Raw genomic sequence first — 16,547 nt, 5'->3', positions numbered from 1 at the left:
CCCTTCCGCCGCTGCGCGGCTCCCTCCCTCTCCCGATGGGAGAGGGATTTATCAGGCGGCAATCGTTTCCAGCACGCCTTCGAACAGGCGGCGGCCGTCGGTGCCGCCGTGGGCGACCTCGATCTTGCGTTCGGGATGGGGCATCATACCGAGCACGTTGCCGCCGGCATTGAGGATACCGGCGATGTTGCGGGCCGAGCCGTTGACCTGCTCGCCATAGCGGAAGGCGACGCGGCCTTCGCCTTCGAGGCGGTCGAGGGTGGCGTCGTCGGCGAAGTAGTTTCCGTCGTGGTGGGCGACCGGCACGCGGATGGTCTCACCCGCGGCATATCGGGCGGTAAAGGCCGAGGCGGCGTTGTCGATCGTCAGCGCGACGTCGCGGCAGACGAAATTGAGACCGGCATTGCGCATCAGCGCACCCGGCAGCAGGCCGGCTTCGGTCAGCACCTGGAAACCGTTGCAGACGCCGAGGACGGGAAGGCCCTTGCCCGCCCGTTCGACGACCGCCTGCATGATCGGCGACCGCGCCGCGATCGCGCCCGAGCGCAGGTAATCGCCATAGGAGAAACCGCCGGGCACGGCGACGAGGCCGATGCCGTCGGGCAGCTCGGTGTCGCCGTGCCAGACCATGGTCGGCGCGACGCCGGTCACCGCTTCGAGCGCGACGGCGAGGTCGCGGTCGCAATTGGAGCCGGGGAAGACGATGACCGCGGTGTTCATGTCAGATCCGCTCCACGCGATAATTCTCGATCACGGTGTTGGCCAGCAGCTGGCGGCACATGCCATCGATCGCATCGTCGGTGGTCGTATCGGCCACTTCCAGTTCGAACACCTTGCCGGCGCGGACGTCGTCGACGCCCGCGAAACCGAGCGATCCCAGCGCGTGATGGATGGCGCGCCCCTGCGGGTCGAGCACGCCGGGCTTGAGGGTCACGAAGATACGCAGCTTCATCCTACTTCCCCCGGCGCTTGCGGTGGCTGTCGAGGTCGAGCACGGCGCTATCCTCGCCCTCCGGCATCAGGCCGAGGCGGCGCGCGACCTCCTGATAGGCCTCCGCCTCGCCGCCCAGGTCGCGGCGGAAGCGGTCCTTGTCCATCTTTTCGTTGGTATCCATGTCCCACAGGCGGCAGCCGTCGGGGCTGATCTCGTCCGCCAGGATGATGCGGCCGTAGTCGTTGTCCCAGATGCGGCCGAATTCCAGCTTGAAGTCGACCAGCTTGATGCCGACGCCGGCGAACAGCCCGGTGAGGAAGTCGTTCACGCGGATCGCGAGGTCGGCGATGTCGTGCATCTCCTCCTGGCTCGCCCAGCCGAACGCGGCGATATGTTCGTCGGAGATCATCGGATCGCCGAGCGCATCGTCCTTGTAATAATATTCGATGATCGTGCGGGGCAGCTTCACGCCCTCTTCGATCCCGAGCCGCTTCGACAGCGAGCCGGCGGCGACGTTGCGCACCACGACCTCGATCGGCACGATCTCGACCTGGCGGATCAGCTGTTCGCGCATGTTGAGGCGGCGGATGAAGTGGGTCGGCACGCCGATGGCGTCGAGCAGCGTGAAGATGTGCTCGGAAATCCGGTTGTTGAGCACGCCCTTGCCGTTGATCGTACCCTTTTTCTGGGCGTTGAACGCGGTGGCGTCGTCCTTGAAATACTGGATCAGCGTGCCGGGTTCGGGACCCTCGTACAGGATCTTGGCCTTGCCTTCGTAGATCTGCCGGCGGCGAGCCATGCGCGGTTCCCCTGAAAAGAGCAGCCCCGGCGGCGCGAGCGATCGCGGGCCGGGGCCGGAATGGCCGGGGCTATAAGGGAAGGGGGGCGGGGGTGCAATCGGTGTGGATCATGCGGGGTCGTAGGGTGTGCCATCGCCGCGTGCAGTGATCGCGAGCAGGCGCCGCCACAGCGGACGAGCGAAGTAGATCCAGAGCAGGATGACCACCAGCAGCGCAAGGAAGGGCGGGCCGAGTGCGGCGACCAGCCAGATCGCAGCGCCGAACGTGGCGGCAGCGGAATTGAGCGCGGTGTCGCCCGAATCGCGCAACTGGTTGGCGAAGCCCGAGCCGCGTCCGGTGGCATAGTTGAAGCTGACCGGGGCGGTGACGATGCTGTCCCGCGCGCCCGATCGCGCGGCGGCGGCGGTGCGCTGGTCGGCGAGGCGGCCGGCACGCTGCGCCTGAAGCTCGGTTCGTTCCGCCGCGGGCAGGTCCGACCGGGCGAGTTCGCGATCGATCCGGGCGAGGTCGGTCTGCGCATCGACCGACTGACCGGCGGCGGCGCTTTCCTCCAGCGCGGCCTCCGTCCCGCCGATATGCGCGCCGGTCAGCGTCGCGCCGGCGCGTTCGGCTGCGGTCACCGCATCGCGGCCGAAGCGACGGGCGAGCGGCGCGGCGACGTTGGCGGACAGGCTGGCAGAGACATCCCCTGCGCGGTCGACATCGTAGGTGATGCCGGTGATCCGGCAGCGCTGAGGACCCAGCGCCTCGCAAGCGGCGGCGTGCGCTTCCTGTAATTCGTCGATCGCGCGGGCGGGGAGCGTCAGATTGTAAGCGTAGGTGAAGGCGAGGCCGGCGGTGCTGGCGTTGCCAAGTGTCGGGCCGGGATCGGCCTCTTCGGGGGCCTTGCTGCACCCGGCCAGCGTCAGGGTTGCGATGCCGACCGAGGTGACGAACGTGCGCATGCTGTTCCCTCCCGAAGTGTTCATACACTATCGATCGAGTAGGATATGCAGTCAAGGCGTGTATTTCGAGCGATCGGCGGTGACATTTGGATTGTCGCGGCGTACCTGATGCGCGTGTTCGGCCGTGCTAACCTTTATTCCGTTCTTTCCAATGCCGTGCGTCTGTACGGTTTGGGTTTTGCCTGTTGGTCCATGCCGGCACGCGCGCAGCAGGAAGACGCGCAGCTGTGGACGCAGATCAACACCAATGTGCCGTTGACCGACGACGTGCGGGTAACGCTGGAGCAGATCGCGCGGTTCAGCGATCGGCAGGACGGGCTGTACCAGACCGAATTCGGTGCGTTGCTGGGCGTGAAGGCGGCCAGGGGGATCGAGCTGGGCTTCGGGTATCGCAAGGTCGGTGCGCACAACGGCAACACCGGCGCGGACGAGGACCGGTTCCGCCAGCAAATGGTCGGCACGTTCGGGCCGGTGACGACGCGGTTCCGGGTGGACGAGCGCTTCAACCCCCGCGGCGACGAGGTCGGCTTTCGCATCCGGCCGCTGGTCCGCTACAATCACCGGCTGGGGAGGGGGAAGACGGCGCTGTTCGTCAGCCACGAAAGCTTTTTCCTGCCCAATTCGACACGCTGGGGACAGCGCAGCGGCTATGAGCGGATGCGCAACATCGTCGGGCTGATGCTGCCGGTCGGACCGCGGATGATGGCGGATATCGGCTATCTCAACCAATTCCGTCCGGGGCGGACGGGCGCGCGGGCGCAGATGGACCATGCGCTGAACCTGCAACTGACGATCAACATCAAGGGCATGCTGTTCCCGCATCTGCACGATTGACCCGCGCGTTTTCGAGCAGCGCGGCCGTCATCGGCGGGACTATCGTGCGGCCGGCAGGCGCGGCATAGGCCGGCGATGGTCGGCCCGGTCCTCTACAGCTTTCGTCGGTGTCCCTATGCGATGCGCGCGCGGCTGGCGCTGGCGGTCGGCGGGGTGGAGCATCAGCTGCGTGAGGTCAGGCTGTCGGACAAGCCGGCGGCGATGATGGCGGCATCCCCCAAGGGCACCGTGCCGGTCCTGCAGATGGCGGACGGATCGGTGATCGACGAAAGCCTGGAGATCATGCGCTGGGCGCTGGACGCGCGGGACCCGGAGGGGTGGCTGGCCCGCGACGATCCGGCGCTGGTCGCCCGCAACGACGGCATGTTCAAGCATCACCTCGACCGCTACAAATATCCCGAGCGGCATGACGCCGAACCGGAGCGTCACCGCGGCGAGGGGCTGGGCTTCCTGCGCATCCTGGACGATCGACTCGCCGCCGCCGGCCAGCTTTGCGGGGCGACGCGTGGGCTGGCGGATGCGGCGATCATGCCGTTCGTCCGGCAGTTCGCGGCGGTCGACCGATCGTGGTTCGACGCGCAACCGCTGCCGCATTTGCAGCGCTGGCTGGCGCAGCACCTGGCATCCGACCTGTTCGCCGGCATCATGCAGCGGGTCGCGCCCTGGTCGCCGGCGGATGGCGCCGCCGGTCAGCCGGCGGCGGCGAGTTCGTCGACGAACTGACGGTCGGACACGATCCTGATGGCGAGGCCCGCGCGGCGAAGCTCCTCCGCCTTGCGGAACCCGGCATCGTAGCGGACGTAGCCGAACGGTTCGTCACCGACGACGACGAGGATCGTGGTCGTGCTGCCCACGCCCGACATGACGCGGCCGCCGGCGGCCGCGATCCGGTGCGCGAGGGGGCCGTCGCGGGGCTGGCCGAGGATCGCGATCCGCTGTCCTTGCAACGGTCCGCCGCCCGCGGGCGGCGGGGCGGGCGCGCGTTGCCGCGACGGCGGCGGCGCCGACCATTCCGCCAGGGTGATGCCGGTGTGTTCGATCGCCCGGACGACGATCATGCCCGCGGCCCGGGCGTCGCTGAGGGCATCGTGGTGCCTCAGCGGGATGCCGAGATGGCGGGACACGACGTTGAGCTTGTGGCTCGGCAATTCGGGCCACGCCCGCTTTGCCACCCGCACGCTGTCAAGCCAGGTCGTGTCGATCGCCGCCCGATCGTGCACGCGGCAGGCGGCGGCCAGCGCGCCCTTGTCGAAATAGGAATGGGCGACGGTGAGACGTCCGGCGAGATGGCGGTCGACGACGGCGTGGACGTCGGCGAATGAGGGCTGGCCGATGACATGCTCTGCGGCGATGCCGTGGATGCGGGTGTTGAAGCTGCTGAAACGATCGCGCGGATCGATCAGGCTTTCATATTCGAACGCGATCCGACCATCGCGAAAGCCGACGATGCCGATCTGGCAGATGCTGCTGACCCGTGAACAGGCGGTTTCGACATCGATCACGACGAAGTCGGGGATCGTATCGGCATCGCGGGTATCGTCGGCGTACTGCGGCGGTTCGGACCGGAACATAGCGGGCCCATACCGGTATGGCCGGCGATTGTCCAAACGGGTCGCCGGGCCTGACGGTGTGGCCCGGCGACCCCGACGCCGCCGTCAGCGCGCGGTGGTGGATTGCGAGAACGGGCGGCTGCCCCTGGCTTTGCCCCAGGCCGGATCGGGGCGCGGCCCCATCGTGACGTGCAATTCGCCACCCTGCCGGATCTCGTCATCGCGCAGGTAGCTGCGCGTGAGCGGTTTGCCGTTGAGGGTGATCGCCTGGATATAGGGATTGGCATCGGAGAGGTTGTCGGTGCGGATGGCGAAGCGCTTGCCGCCCGGCAGCGCGATCGTCGCGCGCGACAGGAAGGGGCGGCCGATGACATATTCGTTCGACCCCGGCGCGACCGGGTAGAAGCCGAGCGCGGTGAACACCAGCCAGGCGGACATCTGGCCGAGATCGTCGTTGCCGCTGAGGCCCGCGGGCGTCGCGCCATATTGGCTGGCGACGATCTGCCGCAAGCGTTCCTGCGTCCGCCATGGCGCCCCGGCGTAGGAATAGAGATAGGCGACGTGGTGGCTGGGTTCGTTGCCGTGGATATACTGGCCGATCAGCCCGGCGATATCCTCTGCGTGGCTGTAGTCGAGCTTGGAATTGTCGTAGTTGAACATCGCGTCGAGCTTCGCGATCGCTTTGGCGTCGCCGCCGAGCAGGCGGAACAGGCCGGCCTGGTCCTGCGGCACGAACCAGCTGTACTGCCAGGCATTGCCCTCGGTATAATCCGATCCGTAGTTGATCGCGGTCGGATCGAACGGGGTGCGGAATGCGCCGTTCGAAAGCCGTGCGCGCAGCCATCCGGATTTCGCATCGAAGCTGTTGCGCCAGTTGCCGGCGCGCTTTTCGAAACGGGCGGCAATATCTGTCTTGCCCAGGCGGCGGGCCATCTGCGCGATCGCCCAGTCGTCATAGGCATATTCGACCGTCTTCGATGCCGCCTCCGGCTCCTTGTCGATCGGCACGTAGCCGCGGCGCATATATTCGCCGAGGCCGCCATAGGCGGCGTGATCGGCGCTTGCGACCATCGCCTGTAACGCCGCCTCGGCATCGAAGCCGCCAATGCCCTTCATGTAGGCGTCGGCGATAACCGGGACGGCATGATAGCCGATCATCGTCCACGTCTCTCGCCCGGCGAACTGCCACACCGGCAGGATGCCGTCGGGGCTATGCTGCTGGCTGGCGACCAGCGAGCGGACGATGTCGGTGGTCGTCCGTTCGGGCTGGATCAGCGTCAGCAGCGGATGTTCGGCGCGGAAGGTGTCCCAGAGCGAAAAGGTCGAGCGCATGGTGAAGCCGCTCGCCTGGTGTACCTGGTCGTCGGGGCCGCGATAGCGCCCGTCGTCGTCGCTCCACACGCTGGGCGCAATCAGGCTGTGATAGAGGGCGGTGGCGAAGATGCGGCGCATCGGCCCCTCCGCCTCGAAGTCGATCGCGCCCAGTGCCGTATTCCAGCCGGCCTGCGTGCGCTGCATCACCGCATCGAAGTTGCCCGGCTCTGCGTCGAGGTTGGCGAGCGCGCCGGCCTCATCGACGCCCGACAGGCCGACCTTCACTTCCAGCGGGGCGTCGAGCGTGCCGAAGTCGAGCCGTGCCTCCATCGCGCGGCCGAGCTTTTCGGCCAGCGCATCGCTGCCGCGGCCGGGGCCCTGGAAGCCCTTGTACGGCACGTCGGTTTCCCGGTTGACCAGGGCATGGCCGACCAGCGGTGCGGAAAAGCGCATGGCGAAGAACAGCTTGCGGCCGGGCGCCCAGCCGCGGGTCTCACGGAAGCCGGTGAGGACGCCATCGGCGCGCAGGTGCAGCCCCGACCAGAGGATCTTGCCGGGGTAATTGTAGAGGGACGATCGCAGGTCGACGACCAGATGCGCCGCCTTGCCCCTGGGGAAACGATAGCGGTGGACGCCGATCCGGGTGCCGGCGGTCATTTCGGCGCGCACCTGCGGCCCGTCGAGCGTCACGGCGTAATAGCCGGGCCTCGCAACCTCCGTCGCGTGGCGGAAGCGCGAGCGATAGCCCGGAGCGGCAGGGGTGCCGGGGTCCATCGCCACGGTATCGCCGGCGACCGGCATGACGAGGACGTCGCCGAGATCGGAATGGCCTGCGCCCGAAAAATGGGTGTGGCTGAACCCCTCGATCGTCGGATCGTCGTAGCGATAGCCGGCGGCGTGGCCGTAGCAGGTGCGGATGACGCACGAGGTGTCGGTGTCCGGCGACAATTGCACCATGCCGAACGGCGCCACCGCACCGGGAAAGGTGTGGCCTTCACCGCCGGTGCCGATGAAGGGATCGACCGCGTCGCCGGGTGTCGATGATGCCGGCGCGACCTGCCCGGCGGCGGCACCGCCGGTCAGGATGGTGCCGAGGAGGGCGGCGGCGAGGCCGGAGCGCAGGAACGACATCGGGATCATCCGTTCTGGTGCAGGAGGATTGGTGCGTCGGTGCGCGCCGTATCGGGCGCGTCGGCCACCGCCCACGCCGTCTCGGCGAGTGCGATCGAACCGAGCGGCCCGGTCAATTGCCCCAGCGCAGGCGCGGTGACGAACGGGCGATCGGTGGGAATGTCGATATAGCCGGCCAGGCTGGCGATCAGCGCGGCCTGCACCCGGGCATGCAGATGCGGCTGGCGTTCGAACACGCCGCCGCCGATCGCGATCCGCCACGGCCCCGTGGTGGCGACGAGCGCATGGCACATTGCGGCAAGGGCGGCGATCATCGGGTCCCAGACCGGATCGTCGGCGGACAGGCCGGCGGCATCGCGCCCGCCGAGCCGCACGACCAGCGCGCTGCCCGATGCCAGCCCCTCGACGCAATCGTCATGGTAGCGGCACGCGCTGGCGACGTGGTCGCCGGGCAGGCGTGGCACGCGGATGTGGCCGATCTCGCTATGGCCGATGCCGCGGGTGGGCTGGCCGTGGACGATCAGGCCGACGCCGATCCCGGTGCCGACGGTGACATAGGCGAAATCGCGCAGGCCCCGGCCCGAGCCCCAGCGGATTTCCGCCAGCGCGGCGGCGTTGACGTCGGTGTCGAAGCCGACGGGCACGCCGAATTCCGTCGCCACCCCGATGACGTCGGTATCGCGCCAGCCCGGTTTGTTGGTGGCAAGGATGCTGCCGTAGCGTGGATCGGCAGGGTCGAGGCAGACCGGACCGAAGGATGCGATGCCGATGCCGCGCAGACCGTGGTCGCCATGCCACTGGCGCAAGACCGCGCGGATGGCATCGCGCGTCTCGTCCGGCCCGGTGGTGTGAATCGTGCACTGGTCGACGATGCGATCGGGTCCGTAGGCCAACGTGCAGACGCATTTGGTGCCGCCCAGCTCGACCCCGGCGAACGGCGGCGGCGCTGCATCCGATGTTTGATGACCCACGATGCGCACGCTCCTCTTGCCTGTTCCGTCAGGGTCTCCGGCCGATTGGACGCCAGCTCTTGCAAGACCGCGGAAGCGGATTAGAACATCAAATTGCATAATTCAAACAGGCAGATGGGAGAGGGCGGAGTGGGGACAGGCGGCATGGCCATCTTGCGTGCGTCCGGTCCGTTCGACCATGCTGCCGGCCCGACCCCGTTTCGCGCCGGCCCGGACATTCCGGATTGCGACCATGCGGGGTGGACGAGGATGCCCCGATATGCCGCCTGAACAGCCGACCATGACCCCGCAGCGCCTGTTGCGCCTGCCGCGCACCGCCCGTGATTGCCGCAGCGCATGACGCGCAGCACGCCGCCCCGGCTGTCGGGGACCAATCTGGAACGGGTCGCCGACCACAACCAGCGCGTGACGCTGCACGCCATCCGCCTCGGCGGTTCGCTGACCCGGGTCGACCTGGCACGGATCACCGGGCTGACCGGCCCCGCCATCGCCAACATCACCCGCCGGCTGTTGCAGGAGGGCATGATCGAGGAGGCGGGCCAGCGGCGCGGCGGCCGCGGCCAGCCGCCGACCAACCTCGTCGTGCGGCGCGATGCCTGCTATTCGATCGGCGTCAACATCGACCGCGACCACATCACGATCGTGCTGGTCGATTTTTCCGCGCAGATCATGGCGCGAAAATCGATCGAGATCGATTTCGCGCTGCCCGACGATGTCCGCACGCTGTACCGCCGCTCGATCCGGACGTTGCTGCAAAGCGCCAAGGTCGACCCCGCCAAGCTGGTGGGCATCGGCGTCGCGCGCCCGGACGACCTCGGCCGGGTGGCGCTGCCGGGGCGTCCGGCGGCCTATGCCGCCTGGGACGGCATCGACATGGCCACGCTGTTCGACGAGCCGTTGCGCCTGCCGGTCTTCGTCGAGAACGACGCCGCCGCCGCCGCCACCGGCGAGATGCAGCTGGGGCTGGGGCAAAGCTACAACAGCTTCTTCTATATCCTGGTGTCGTCGGGGCTGGGCGGCGGCTTCGTCGCCGATGGCGCCTATGTCCGCGGCGTGCATGGCCGCAGCGGCGAACTGGGATTCATGACCGTCGGCGGGGCGTCCGGTGGTCGCGAGACGGTGCAGACGCTGGTGTCGCTGTCCGGGCTGGCAGCGCACCTGTCGCGCGGCGGCTTCGGCATCGACCGGGTGCTGCACCAGGCGGACTGGGACCCGGCGGTCGATGCCTGCGTGGAGGCCTGGGTCGAGCAGGCGGCGGTGACGCTGTGCACGCCGCTGGATGCGATCAACTGCCTGATCGACCCGGCGGTCGTGCTGATCGGCGGGCGACTGCCCAGCCGGCTGGTGGAGCGACTGGCGGACCGGGTGAATACGCTGATCGGCGGCGCCACCGATGCGCCGCAGACCGCGCCGGTGCGGCGGGCGGCGCTGTCGGAAGACGCGCCGGCGGTGGGTGCGGCGGTGCTGCCGTTCAGCCATTTCCTGCTGCCCAAGGCCGGCGCGCTCTGGAAGGATTCGGACGAGGGAGCGGGGGTGCGGACGGACTGACACCGCTGCCGCCCCGTTCCCGTCGCGATTTTACGGGAGAGAATGCATGCAGACAGTGGCCCGGAAAACGGGGACCCGGCAGACAGGGACCCGGCAGGCGGTCATCGGACGGATCGTATGCCTGTGGCTGGCGATCGCGTCGACCGCGGCCGTCGCGCAAACCACGCCGCCGGCGCAGGTCTACAGCAATCTCGTCACGCGGTGGGGGCGCGAGGTCACCGCGGACAATGCCTGGCGCAGCTATCCCCGGCCGCAGTTGAAGCGGGCCGCATGGCAGAACCTCAACGGGCTGTGGCGCTATGCCATCACCCCGGCCGCCGCCCCGCAACCGGCCAGGATGGACGGCACGATCCTGGTCCCGTTCCCGGTCGAATCGCGCCTGTCGGGTGTCATGCGCAAGGTCGGTCCGGACGACCGCATCTGGTATCGGCGCAGCTTCACCGTCCCGGCCGACTGGGCCGGGCAGAACGTCATCCTTCATTTCGGCGCGGTCGATTTCGAGGCGACGGTGTGGGTGAACGGCGCGCCCGTCGGCGCGCACCGCGGTGGATCCGATGCGTTCGGATTCGACATCACCCGGCAATTGCGCGCGGGCGAGAACGAATTGGTGGTACAGGTCGCCGACCCGACCTCCGCCGGTAGCCAGCCGCGCGGCAAGCAGTCGCTCGACCCCAACGGCATCTGGTACACCGCGTCGAGCGGCATCTGGCAGACCGTCTGGCTGGAGCCGGTCCCCAAGCTGCACGTCGCCGACGTCCGCGCCACGCCCGACATCGACCGCGGCGTCGTGGATGTCGATGTCGCGCTGAGCGGCTGGGCGGAGGATCGCGATGCCGTGCGGCTGACGGTCGCGGCGGGTGGCAAGCCGATCGCATCGACGGTGATCCGCGCCAACCGGCGTACAAGCCTGACCATCCCGAGCCCGCATCTGTGGTCGCCGGGCGATCCATTCCTGTACGACCTGACCGCGGAACTGGTCACGGTGCGCGATCCCTATGCGGGAATGACCGAGCGCGACCGGCAGGCCTATGACGCGCGTTTCACCCGCGCCGAGGAACGCCGTTACGCCGCGGCAGCGGTCGAGGGGCCTGCACGCGACCGGGTCGACAGCTATTTCGGCATGCGCAAGATTTCGGTGGGGCAGGGTGCCGTCGCCGGGCAACCGGTGCTGCTGCTCAACAACCGGCCGCTGTTCCAGCACGGAACGCTCGACCAGGGCTGGTGGCCGGACGGACTGCTGACGCCGCCGTCCGAGGAGGCGATGCGCAGCGACCTCGTCTTCCTGAAGCAGGCAGGGTTCAACATGGTGCGCAAGCACATCAAGGTGGAGCCGGCACGCTATTATTACGATGCGGATCGATTGGGCATGCTCGTCTGGCAGGACATGCCGTCGGGCGGCGGCGAAGACCAGTTCGTCACCGGATCGAGCCAGAGCCAGGCGGTGCTGTCGGGCGAGGTGATGGCGCAGAACCAGCTGGAGCTGACCCGCATGGTCGGCCAGCTGCGCGCCTTTCCCTCGATCGTCATGTGGGTGGTGAACAACGAGGGCTGGGGCCAGTATGATTCGGCGACGCTCGCCCGCCTGGTGAAGGGCATGGACCCGGGGCGGCTGGTCAATGCCGACAGCGGCTGGCTGGATGTCGCCCCCGGCGCATCCGACGTCTTCGACATCCACACCTATGAAGACGTGCCGAACGTGCCGACCCGGCAGGCGACGCGCGCGATCGTCATCGGCGAATATGGCGGCATCGGCCTGCCCGTGGCGGGGCGCGTATGGCGTCCCGGCAAGCGCAACTGGGGCTATCAGACGGCGGCGGGCGAGCAGGACTATCTGGCCCGGTTCAAGCGCAAGATGGACGAGGTGATCCGCCAGGCGGCGACCCGCGGGCTCAGCGCATCGGTCTATACGCAGACGACGGACGTCGAGGACGAAATCAACGGATTGCTGACCTATGACCGGGCGCAAGCCAAGGCGCCGGCGGCGGCGCTCGCGCGCATGGCGGCGCCGTTATGGGGCCAGACAGCCGCGCCCTGACGCCAGACATCGGAAAACGCGGGAATATCCTCGGTCCACCGGCAGTGCGGCGAGCATGTGAGCATTGCTGTCACAATCTATTTGACAATTTGCTTTTACAATTGGCAGATAGCGGCATCGAGACTGTGCGCCGCCACGATCCGGTCAAACGGACGTTCCCATCGAACGGGAGCCGGCGCGCTATTCGCAGGGGCAAGTGAGGAATGCCGACGGCATCCTCGCGAGGAAGAGGATAGTCTGATGACCGTAAGCAACGCCGCGCATCCGTTCATGTCGCAACGCCGCCGTGCGCTGCCATTGCTGCTGGCGACCGTCAGCCTGACCGCGGCGCTGGCCGGGACCGCGCAGGCGCAGCAGGCGCCCGCCGCCGGCGTTCCCGCACAGCCGACCGCGAACGATCCGGTGACGCCGGCATCGACGCCGACCGCCGAATCGGGTCAGGTGGACGCCACCGCCCCGGCCGCCGGGCAGAGCGACGAGGCCGGGCAGGACATCGTCGTCACCGGCTATCGCCGTTCGATCGAGCAGAGCCTCAACCAGAAGCGCGAAGCCAACGCCTTCGTCGACGTCATCACCGCCGAGGACATCGGCAAGTTCCCCGACAAGAACGTCGCGGACGCGTTGCAGCGCGTGCCGGGCGTCGTCATCACCCGCGATGGCGGCGAGGGTAGCCGGGTCAGCATCCGCGGCCTGCAGCCGGGCCTGACGCTGACGCTGCTGAACGGCAACTTCCTCGCCGGTGCCGACAGCGGCGATCCCCAGCGCTCGTTCAACTACGTGCTGCTGCCATCCAACTTCATCGCGAGCACCGAGGTGTACAAGTCGCCCGAGGCGCGGCTGGAAGAGGGCGGCGTCGGCGGTACGATCATCCTCAACACCCGCCGCCCGTTCGACGTCCCCGCCTGGTCGGGCTTCGTCTCGGCGGAAGGGACCTATGCCGACACCACCGAGAAGTTCGAGCCGCAGCTGGGCGGCCAGCTGTCGTGGAAGAACAAGGAAGAGACGTTCGGCCTGCTGCTCGGCGGCGTCTGGCAGAAGCGGACCAACCGCGAATTGCGCAGTTCGACCGAGAGCTGGCGCTGGTGGAGCGATCGCGATGCCAGGGGCAACATCATCACGCCCGCGACCGATGTGAACGGCAAGCCGCTCGCCAACGACGATGCCGTATCCTATTGGCCGGGCCAGGGCGTCACTGCGCAGGACGGCAAGCATTATTCGGGTTATTGGGCGCCGCAATCGGTCAACGCCGAGGTGTTCAACCAGGAGCGCGAACGCTACGGCATCCAGGCGACGGCACAGTTCCGGCCGTTCGACAACGTCACCGTGACGTCGAACTATTTCCGCTTCGGCTATACCAGCAACTTCACCTCGAACGTGCTGAAGATCCCCGAATGGGGCTATGACAATTTCTTCACCGGCGCGACGTTCGACAAGAGCGGCACGATCTTCCAGTCCGCCGGGTTCGCGGTGCCGCGCGCCGGCACCGGTTGCCTGACGCGTTCGCCGCCGTGCACGATGGAAACGCCGCAGATCGCGGGCACCTACAGCCGGGAAAAGCAGACCTCGAACACCTTCGAGACCGAGGTGCGCTATAGCCAGGACCGGTTCGACGCGGTCCTGAAGCTCGGCAAGACCAAGGCGAGCGGCGGTCCGTCGGTGCGCTTCGGCGTCGCCGCCAAGCCGCGCCTGACCGTCACCGGCCAGGAGAAGAACGGCAATTTCATCAGCAACTGGGATATCTCGAACGGCGGCGCGAGCTTCGAATTCTCGCCCGAAGTGCAGCAGAACATCCGCAGCGGCATCGCCCAGATCGACGTCGGGTCGACCGGATCGAGCTTCGTCAACAGCGACATCGGCCAGCGTTACGTCCAGCTGGACCTGACGCGGCGGTTCGACGGCTTCCTGAAATCGGTGCAGGTCGGTGGCAAGTGGCGCGACCTCAGCATCCATCGCGAGACCGGGCGCAACGACTGGTATGCCGATCCGGCGACGCAGCTGCGCTATCAGGATACCGCGGCGGGCGCCGTCGCGCGGCCGGAATTCTTCTATGAGAACCCGATCGGCAACATCAACGGCGGCTTCAACGCCAACGTCGTGCCGGGCATCGATTTCCAGCGTTATCTCAGCTACCTGAACACCACCTATGGTCCGGCGGTGCGGGTGTACGAGCCCGACTTCGTCTATGACCTGGGCGAGCGGGTGTTCGCGGGCTATGCCCAGCTCAACTTCGAGACCGGCGGCTTCCGCGGCAACGTCGGCCTGCGCATGGCCAACACCAAACAGTCGGGCAACACCTCCGACCGGCTGCAATATCTGAACGATTATTGCGTCAACGGCCCCAACGGCCCGGCCGATCCCAACCGGCCGCTCGGCCCCGACGGCAATTGCCAGGTGCTGCCGCTCAGCGTGCGCGAGACGATCGTCAATACGCGCGCGGACCAGTCCAAGACGTACACCGACTGGCTGCCGAGCTTCAACGCCTCGTACGAGGTGACGCCGAACCTGCTGGTGCGCGGCGCGGTGGCGAAGGTCATCGCAAGGCCATCCTTCGCCGACCTCGGCTCGCAGCGGTCGCTGACGTTCCGGTCGGACGCCTATGCCTTCGATCGCGGCCAGTTCGGTGAATTCGCCGGTTGGTCGGGCAGCGGCGGCAACGCCGAGCTTAACCCGTTCTCCGCCTGGCAATACGACTTGGGCATCGAATGGTATTTCAAGCGCGGTTCGGTGATCGGCGCGACGCTGTTCCGCAAGGACGTGTCGGACTTCGTCGTGCCGCTGGTGCTCGACGTGACGCGCGAGGTCGCGGGGCAGCAGGTGCTGATCCAGCCCTATTCCACCGTCGCGAACGGTTCCAACGCGCGTTCGCAGGGCGTCGAATTGTACGCGCAGCACACGTTGCCGTTCGGCCTCGGCGCGCAGGTGAACTTCACCTATAACGACACCTCCGTCGCCGATGTGTCGCTGGACGGGCAGACGGTGGGGTCGTCGGCACTGGTCGGCAGCGCCAAGACGCAGGTCAACGCCTCGGTCTTCTACGAACATGGTCCGATCCTGCTGCGGGCTTCGTACAACCGTCGCGGCGAAGTGGTCGGCGGGCTGCAATCGGGCCTGAACGAATATACCGATCCGTACGAACAGGTCGACCTGAACGCCGCCTTCGCGCTGACCGACCGGCTCAATCTCACCGCGTCGGTCATCAACCTGACCAAGTCGGAAGAGAGCCGTCACCTCGGCAACGATACCAAGGATCGCTTCACCTACCGCAACTATTTCGGACGCCGCGCCTATGTGGGCGTCTCGTTCAACTTCTGATGGCCCGGCACACACCGTTCCTCCCCCTGGTGGCTCCTTCGCGGAGCCACCATTTTTCCACCCACCTGATGCGCCGGATGCGGCGCGGGGCGATGCTCGCCGCGGCGCTGATGACCTGCGGCCTGGCGAGCGCGTCCAACCCGATCGTGCCGGGCTGGTATGCCGACCCCGAGATCCGCGTCTTCGCGGGGCGATACTGGATTTATCCGACCTATTCCGACCATGCCGGCAAGCCCGATGTGACGCCGCGCTTCTCGGCCGCACAGAAGAAGGCACGCCAGCGCAAGACGGTGCGGCCATCCTATGGCATGCAGACGTTCTTCAACGCCTTTTCCTCGCCCGACCTGGTGCACTGGACCAAGCACGAACACGTGTTCGACGTACGTAACGCCGACTGGGCGGCCTATGCGATCTGGGCGCCATCCGTGATCGCGGCGAACGGGCGCTATTACATGTTCTTCAGCGCCAACGACATTCAGAGCGACGCGGAACTCGGCGGGATCGGGCTGGCGGTCAGCGACCGGCCCGGCGGCCCGTTCAAGGATGCGATCGGCAGGCCGCTGATCGATGCGTTCCACAATGGCGCGCAACCGATCGACCCGTTCGCCTTTCGCGATCGCGATGGTCAGGTGTACCTGTTCTACGGCGGCTGGAAGCATTGCAACGTCGTCCGGCTCAGCGCCGACCTGAAGCGGATCGTGCCGTTTGCCGACGGGACGACGTACAAGGAGGTGACGCCGCCCGGCTACGTCGAGGGTTCGTTCATGATCGAACGCGGCGGTACCTATTACCTCATGTGGTCCGAGGGTGGCTGGACCGGCCCGGACTATAGCGTCGCCTATGCGACCGCGCCGAGCCCGATCGGGCCGTTCAAGCCGATGGGCAAGATCCTGTCGCAGGATTTGCGCATCGCGCGCGGGGCGGGGCATCATTCCGTGGTCAACGTGCCGGGGACCGATGATTGGTATATCGCCTATCACCGCCGCCCGCTGGACACCGATCGCGGCGAACACCGCCAGATCGCGATCGACCGGATGCGGTTTGCCGCCGACGGCAGCATCGAACCGGTGGTGATGACCAACGAAGGTGTGACGCCGCGGCCGATCGGCGCCGCGACGCCACGCAGACGATGACCGCCGGCATGCGGCGGACGCAACGGGCAGGGGAAACGATG

The 16,547-nt window shown here is 67.5% G+C and carries 13 protein-coding genes; 6 read left to right on the top strand and 7 right to left on the bottom strand.

Annotation, left to right across the window (positions count from 1 at the left end; translation table 11 throughout):
* Positions 1-51: 51 nt before the first annotated feature.
* The 4 genes from purQ to GTH33_RS17195 all read right to left on the bottom strand — a co-directional run bounded on the left by purQ (position 52) and on the right by GTH33_RS17195 (position 2,678).
* The gene (gene purQ / locus GTH33_RS17210) at positions 52-720 is read right to left on the bottom strand and encodes a phosphoribosylformylglycinamidine synthase subunit PurQ (protein ID WP_163959458.1); all 669 of its coding nucleotides are present in this window, start codon (positions 718-720) and stop codon (positions 52-54) included.
* 1 nt (position 721) lies between these two features.
* On the bottom strand, positions 722-952 hold the full coding sequence (gene purS, locus GTH33_RS17205) for a phosphoribosylformylglycinamidine synthase subunit PurS (RefSeq protein WP_163959457.1): 231 nt from the start codon (positions 950-952) through the stop codon (positions 722-724).
* Between the two features lies 1 nt (position 953).
* Complete coding sequence (gene purC / locus GTH33_RS17200) at positions 954-1,733, bottom strand: phosphoribosylaminoimidazolesuccinocarboxamide synthase (RefSeq protein ID WP_163959456.1); 780 nt, start codon at positions 1,731-1,733, stop codon at positions 954-956.
* 108 nt (positions 1,734-1,841) lie between these two features.
* A complete protein-coding gene (locus tag GTH33_RS17195; RefSeq protein WP_163959455.1) occupies positions 1,842-2,678 on the bottom strand; it encodes a hypothetical protein in 837 nt (278 codons plus the stop codon).
* A 192-nt stretch (positions 2,679-2,870) separates the two neighbouring features.
* On the opposite strand from GTH33_RS17195, the gene GTH33_RS17190 reads away from it, so the two are divergent.
* Together GTH33_RS17190 and GTH33_RS17185 are read left to right on the top strand one after the other, a co-directional pair.
* On the top strand, positions 2,871-3,512 hold the full coding sequence (locus tag GTH33_RS17190) for a DUF2490 domain-containing protein (RefSeq protein WP_163959454.1): 642 nt from the start codon (positions 2,871-2,873) through the stop codon (positions 3,510-3,512).
* Positions 3,513-3,587: 75 nt separating this feature from the next.
* The gene (locus tag GTH33_RS17185; protein WP_163959453.1) at positions 3,588-4,235 is read left to right on the top strand and encodes a glutathione S-transferase; all 648 of its coding nucleotides are present in this window, start codon (positions 3,588-3,590) and stop codon (positions 4,233-4,235) included.
* Here the strand turns inward: GTH33_RS17185 and GTH33_RS17180 are convergent.
* From GTH33_RS17180 to GTH33_RS17170, 3 genes are all read right to left on the bottom strand, one after another.
* Entirely contained in the window at positions 4,202-5,083 is an 882-nt protein-coding gene (locus GTH33_RS17180) for an exonuclease domain-containing protein (protein WP_163959452.1), read from the bottom strand. The genes GTH33_RS17185 and GTH33_RS17180 overlap by 34 nt on opposite strands.
* 84 nt (positions 5,084-5,167) lie before the next feature.
* Positions 5,168-7,507: a GH92 family glycosyl hydrolase gene (locus GTH33_RS17175; protein WP_163959451.1), complete on the bottom strand. Its 2,340-nt coding sequence runs from the start codon at positions 7,505-7,507 to the stop codon at positions 5,168-5,170.
* A gap of 5 nt (positions 7,508-7,512) precedes the next feature.
* Positions 7,513-8,478, bottom strand: a complete 966-nt coding sequence (locus tag GTH33_RS17170; protein WP_249054944.1) for an ROK family protein — start codon at positions 8,476-8,478, stop codon at positions 7,513-7,515.
* 336 nt (positions 8,479-8,814) lie between these two features.
* Between GTH33_RS17170 and GTH33_RS17165 the strand changes: the two genes are divergently transcribed.
* The 4 genes from GTH33_RS17165 to GTH33_RS17150 all read left to right on the top strand — a co-directional run bounded on the left by GTH33_RS17165 (position 8,815) and on the right by GTH33_RS17150 (position 16,506).
* Positions 8,815-10,026 (top strand): ROK family transcriptional regulator, encoded by a 1,212-nt coding sequence (locus GTH33_RS17165; protein ID WP_163959449.1) that lies wholly within the window; start codon positions 8,815-8,817, stop codon positions 10,024-10,026.
* A 46-nt stretch (positions 10,027-10,072) separates the two neighbouring features.
* Positions 10,073-12,061 (top strand): glycoside hydrolase family 2 protein, encoded by a 1,989-nt coding sequence (locus GTH33_RS17160; protein WP_163959448.1) that lies wholly within the window; start codon positions 10,073-10,075, stop codon positions 12,059-12,061.
* A 240-nt stretch (positions 12,062-12,301) separates the two neighbouring features.
* Entirely contained in the window at positions 12,302-15,373 is a 3,072-nt protein-coding gene (locus GTH33_RS17155; protein WP_243848150.1) for a TonB-dependent receptor, read from the top strand.
* Positions 15,374-15,402: 29 nt separating this feature from the next.
* Positions 15,403-16,506 carry a glycoside hydrolase family 43 protein gene (locus tag GTH33_RS17150; RefSeq protein WP_249054942.1) on the top strand — a complete coding sequence of 368 codons (1,104 nt, stop codon included), beginning with the start codon at positions 15,403-15,405 and terminating at the stop codon, positions 16,504-16,506.
* The last annotated feature ends 41 nt before the right edge of the window (positions 16,507-16,547 follow it).

Source organism: Sphingomonas insulae, assembly GCF_010450875.1.
Taxonomy (GTDB): domain Bacteria; phylum Pseudomonadota; class Alphaproteobacteria; order Sphingomonadales; family Sphingomonadaceae; genus Sphingomonas; species Sphingomonas insulae.
This window is presented reverse-complemented; position numbering and strand designations above follow the sequence as displayed.

Excerpts from the sequence above, each read along its gene's own strand:
- purQ (WP_163959458.1), bottom strand. The coding sequence starts at position 720 with ATGAACACCGCGGTCATCGTCTTCCCCGGCTCCAATTGCGACCGCGAC.
- purS (WP_163959457.1), bottom strand. The coding sequence starts at position 952 with ATGAAGCTGCGTATCTTCGTGACCCTCAAGCCCGGCGTGCTCGACCCG.
- purC (WP_163959456.1), bottom strand. The coding sequence starts at position 1,733 with ATGGCTCGCCGCCGGCAGATCTACGAAGGCAAGGCCAAGATCCTGTAC.
- GTH33_RS17195 (WP_163959455.1), bottom strand. The coding sequence starts at position 2,678 with ATGCGCACGTTCGTCACCTCGGTCGGCATCGCAACCCTGACGCTGGCC.
- GTH33_RS17190 (WP_163959454.1), top strand. The coding sequence starts at position 2,871 with ATGCCGGCACGCGCGCAGCAGGAAGACGCGCAGCTGTGGACGCAGATC.
- GTH33_RS17185 (WP_163959453.1), top strand. The coding sequence starts at position 3,588 with ATGGTCGGCCCGGTCCTCTACAGCTTTCGTCGGTGTCCCTATGCGATG.
- GTH33_RS17180 (WP_163959452.1), bottom strand. The coding sequence starts at position 5,083 with ATGTTCCGGTCCGAACCGCCGCAGTACGCCGACGATACCCGCGATGCC.
- GTH33_RS17175 (WP_163959451.1), bottom strand. The coding sequence starts at position 7,507 with ATGTCGTTCCTGCGCTCCGGCCTCGCCGCCGCCCTCCTCGGCACCATC.
- GTH33_RS17165 (WP_163959449.1), top strand. The coding sequence starts at position 8,815 with ATGACGCGCAGCACGCCGCCCCGGCTGTCGGGGACCAATCTGGAACGG.
- GTH33_RS17160 (WP_163959448.1), top strand. The coding sequence starts at position 10,073 with ATGCAGACAGTGGCCCGGAAAACGGGGACCCGGCAGACAGGGACCCGG.
- GTH33_RS17155 (WP_243848150.1), top strand. The coding sequence starts at position 12,302 with ATGACCGTAAGCAACGCCGCGCATCCGTTCATGTCGCAACGCCGCCGT.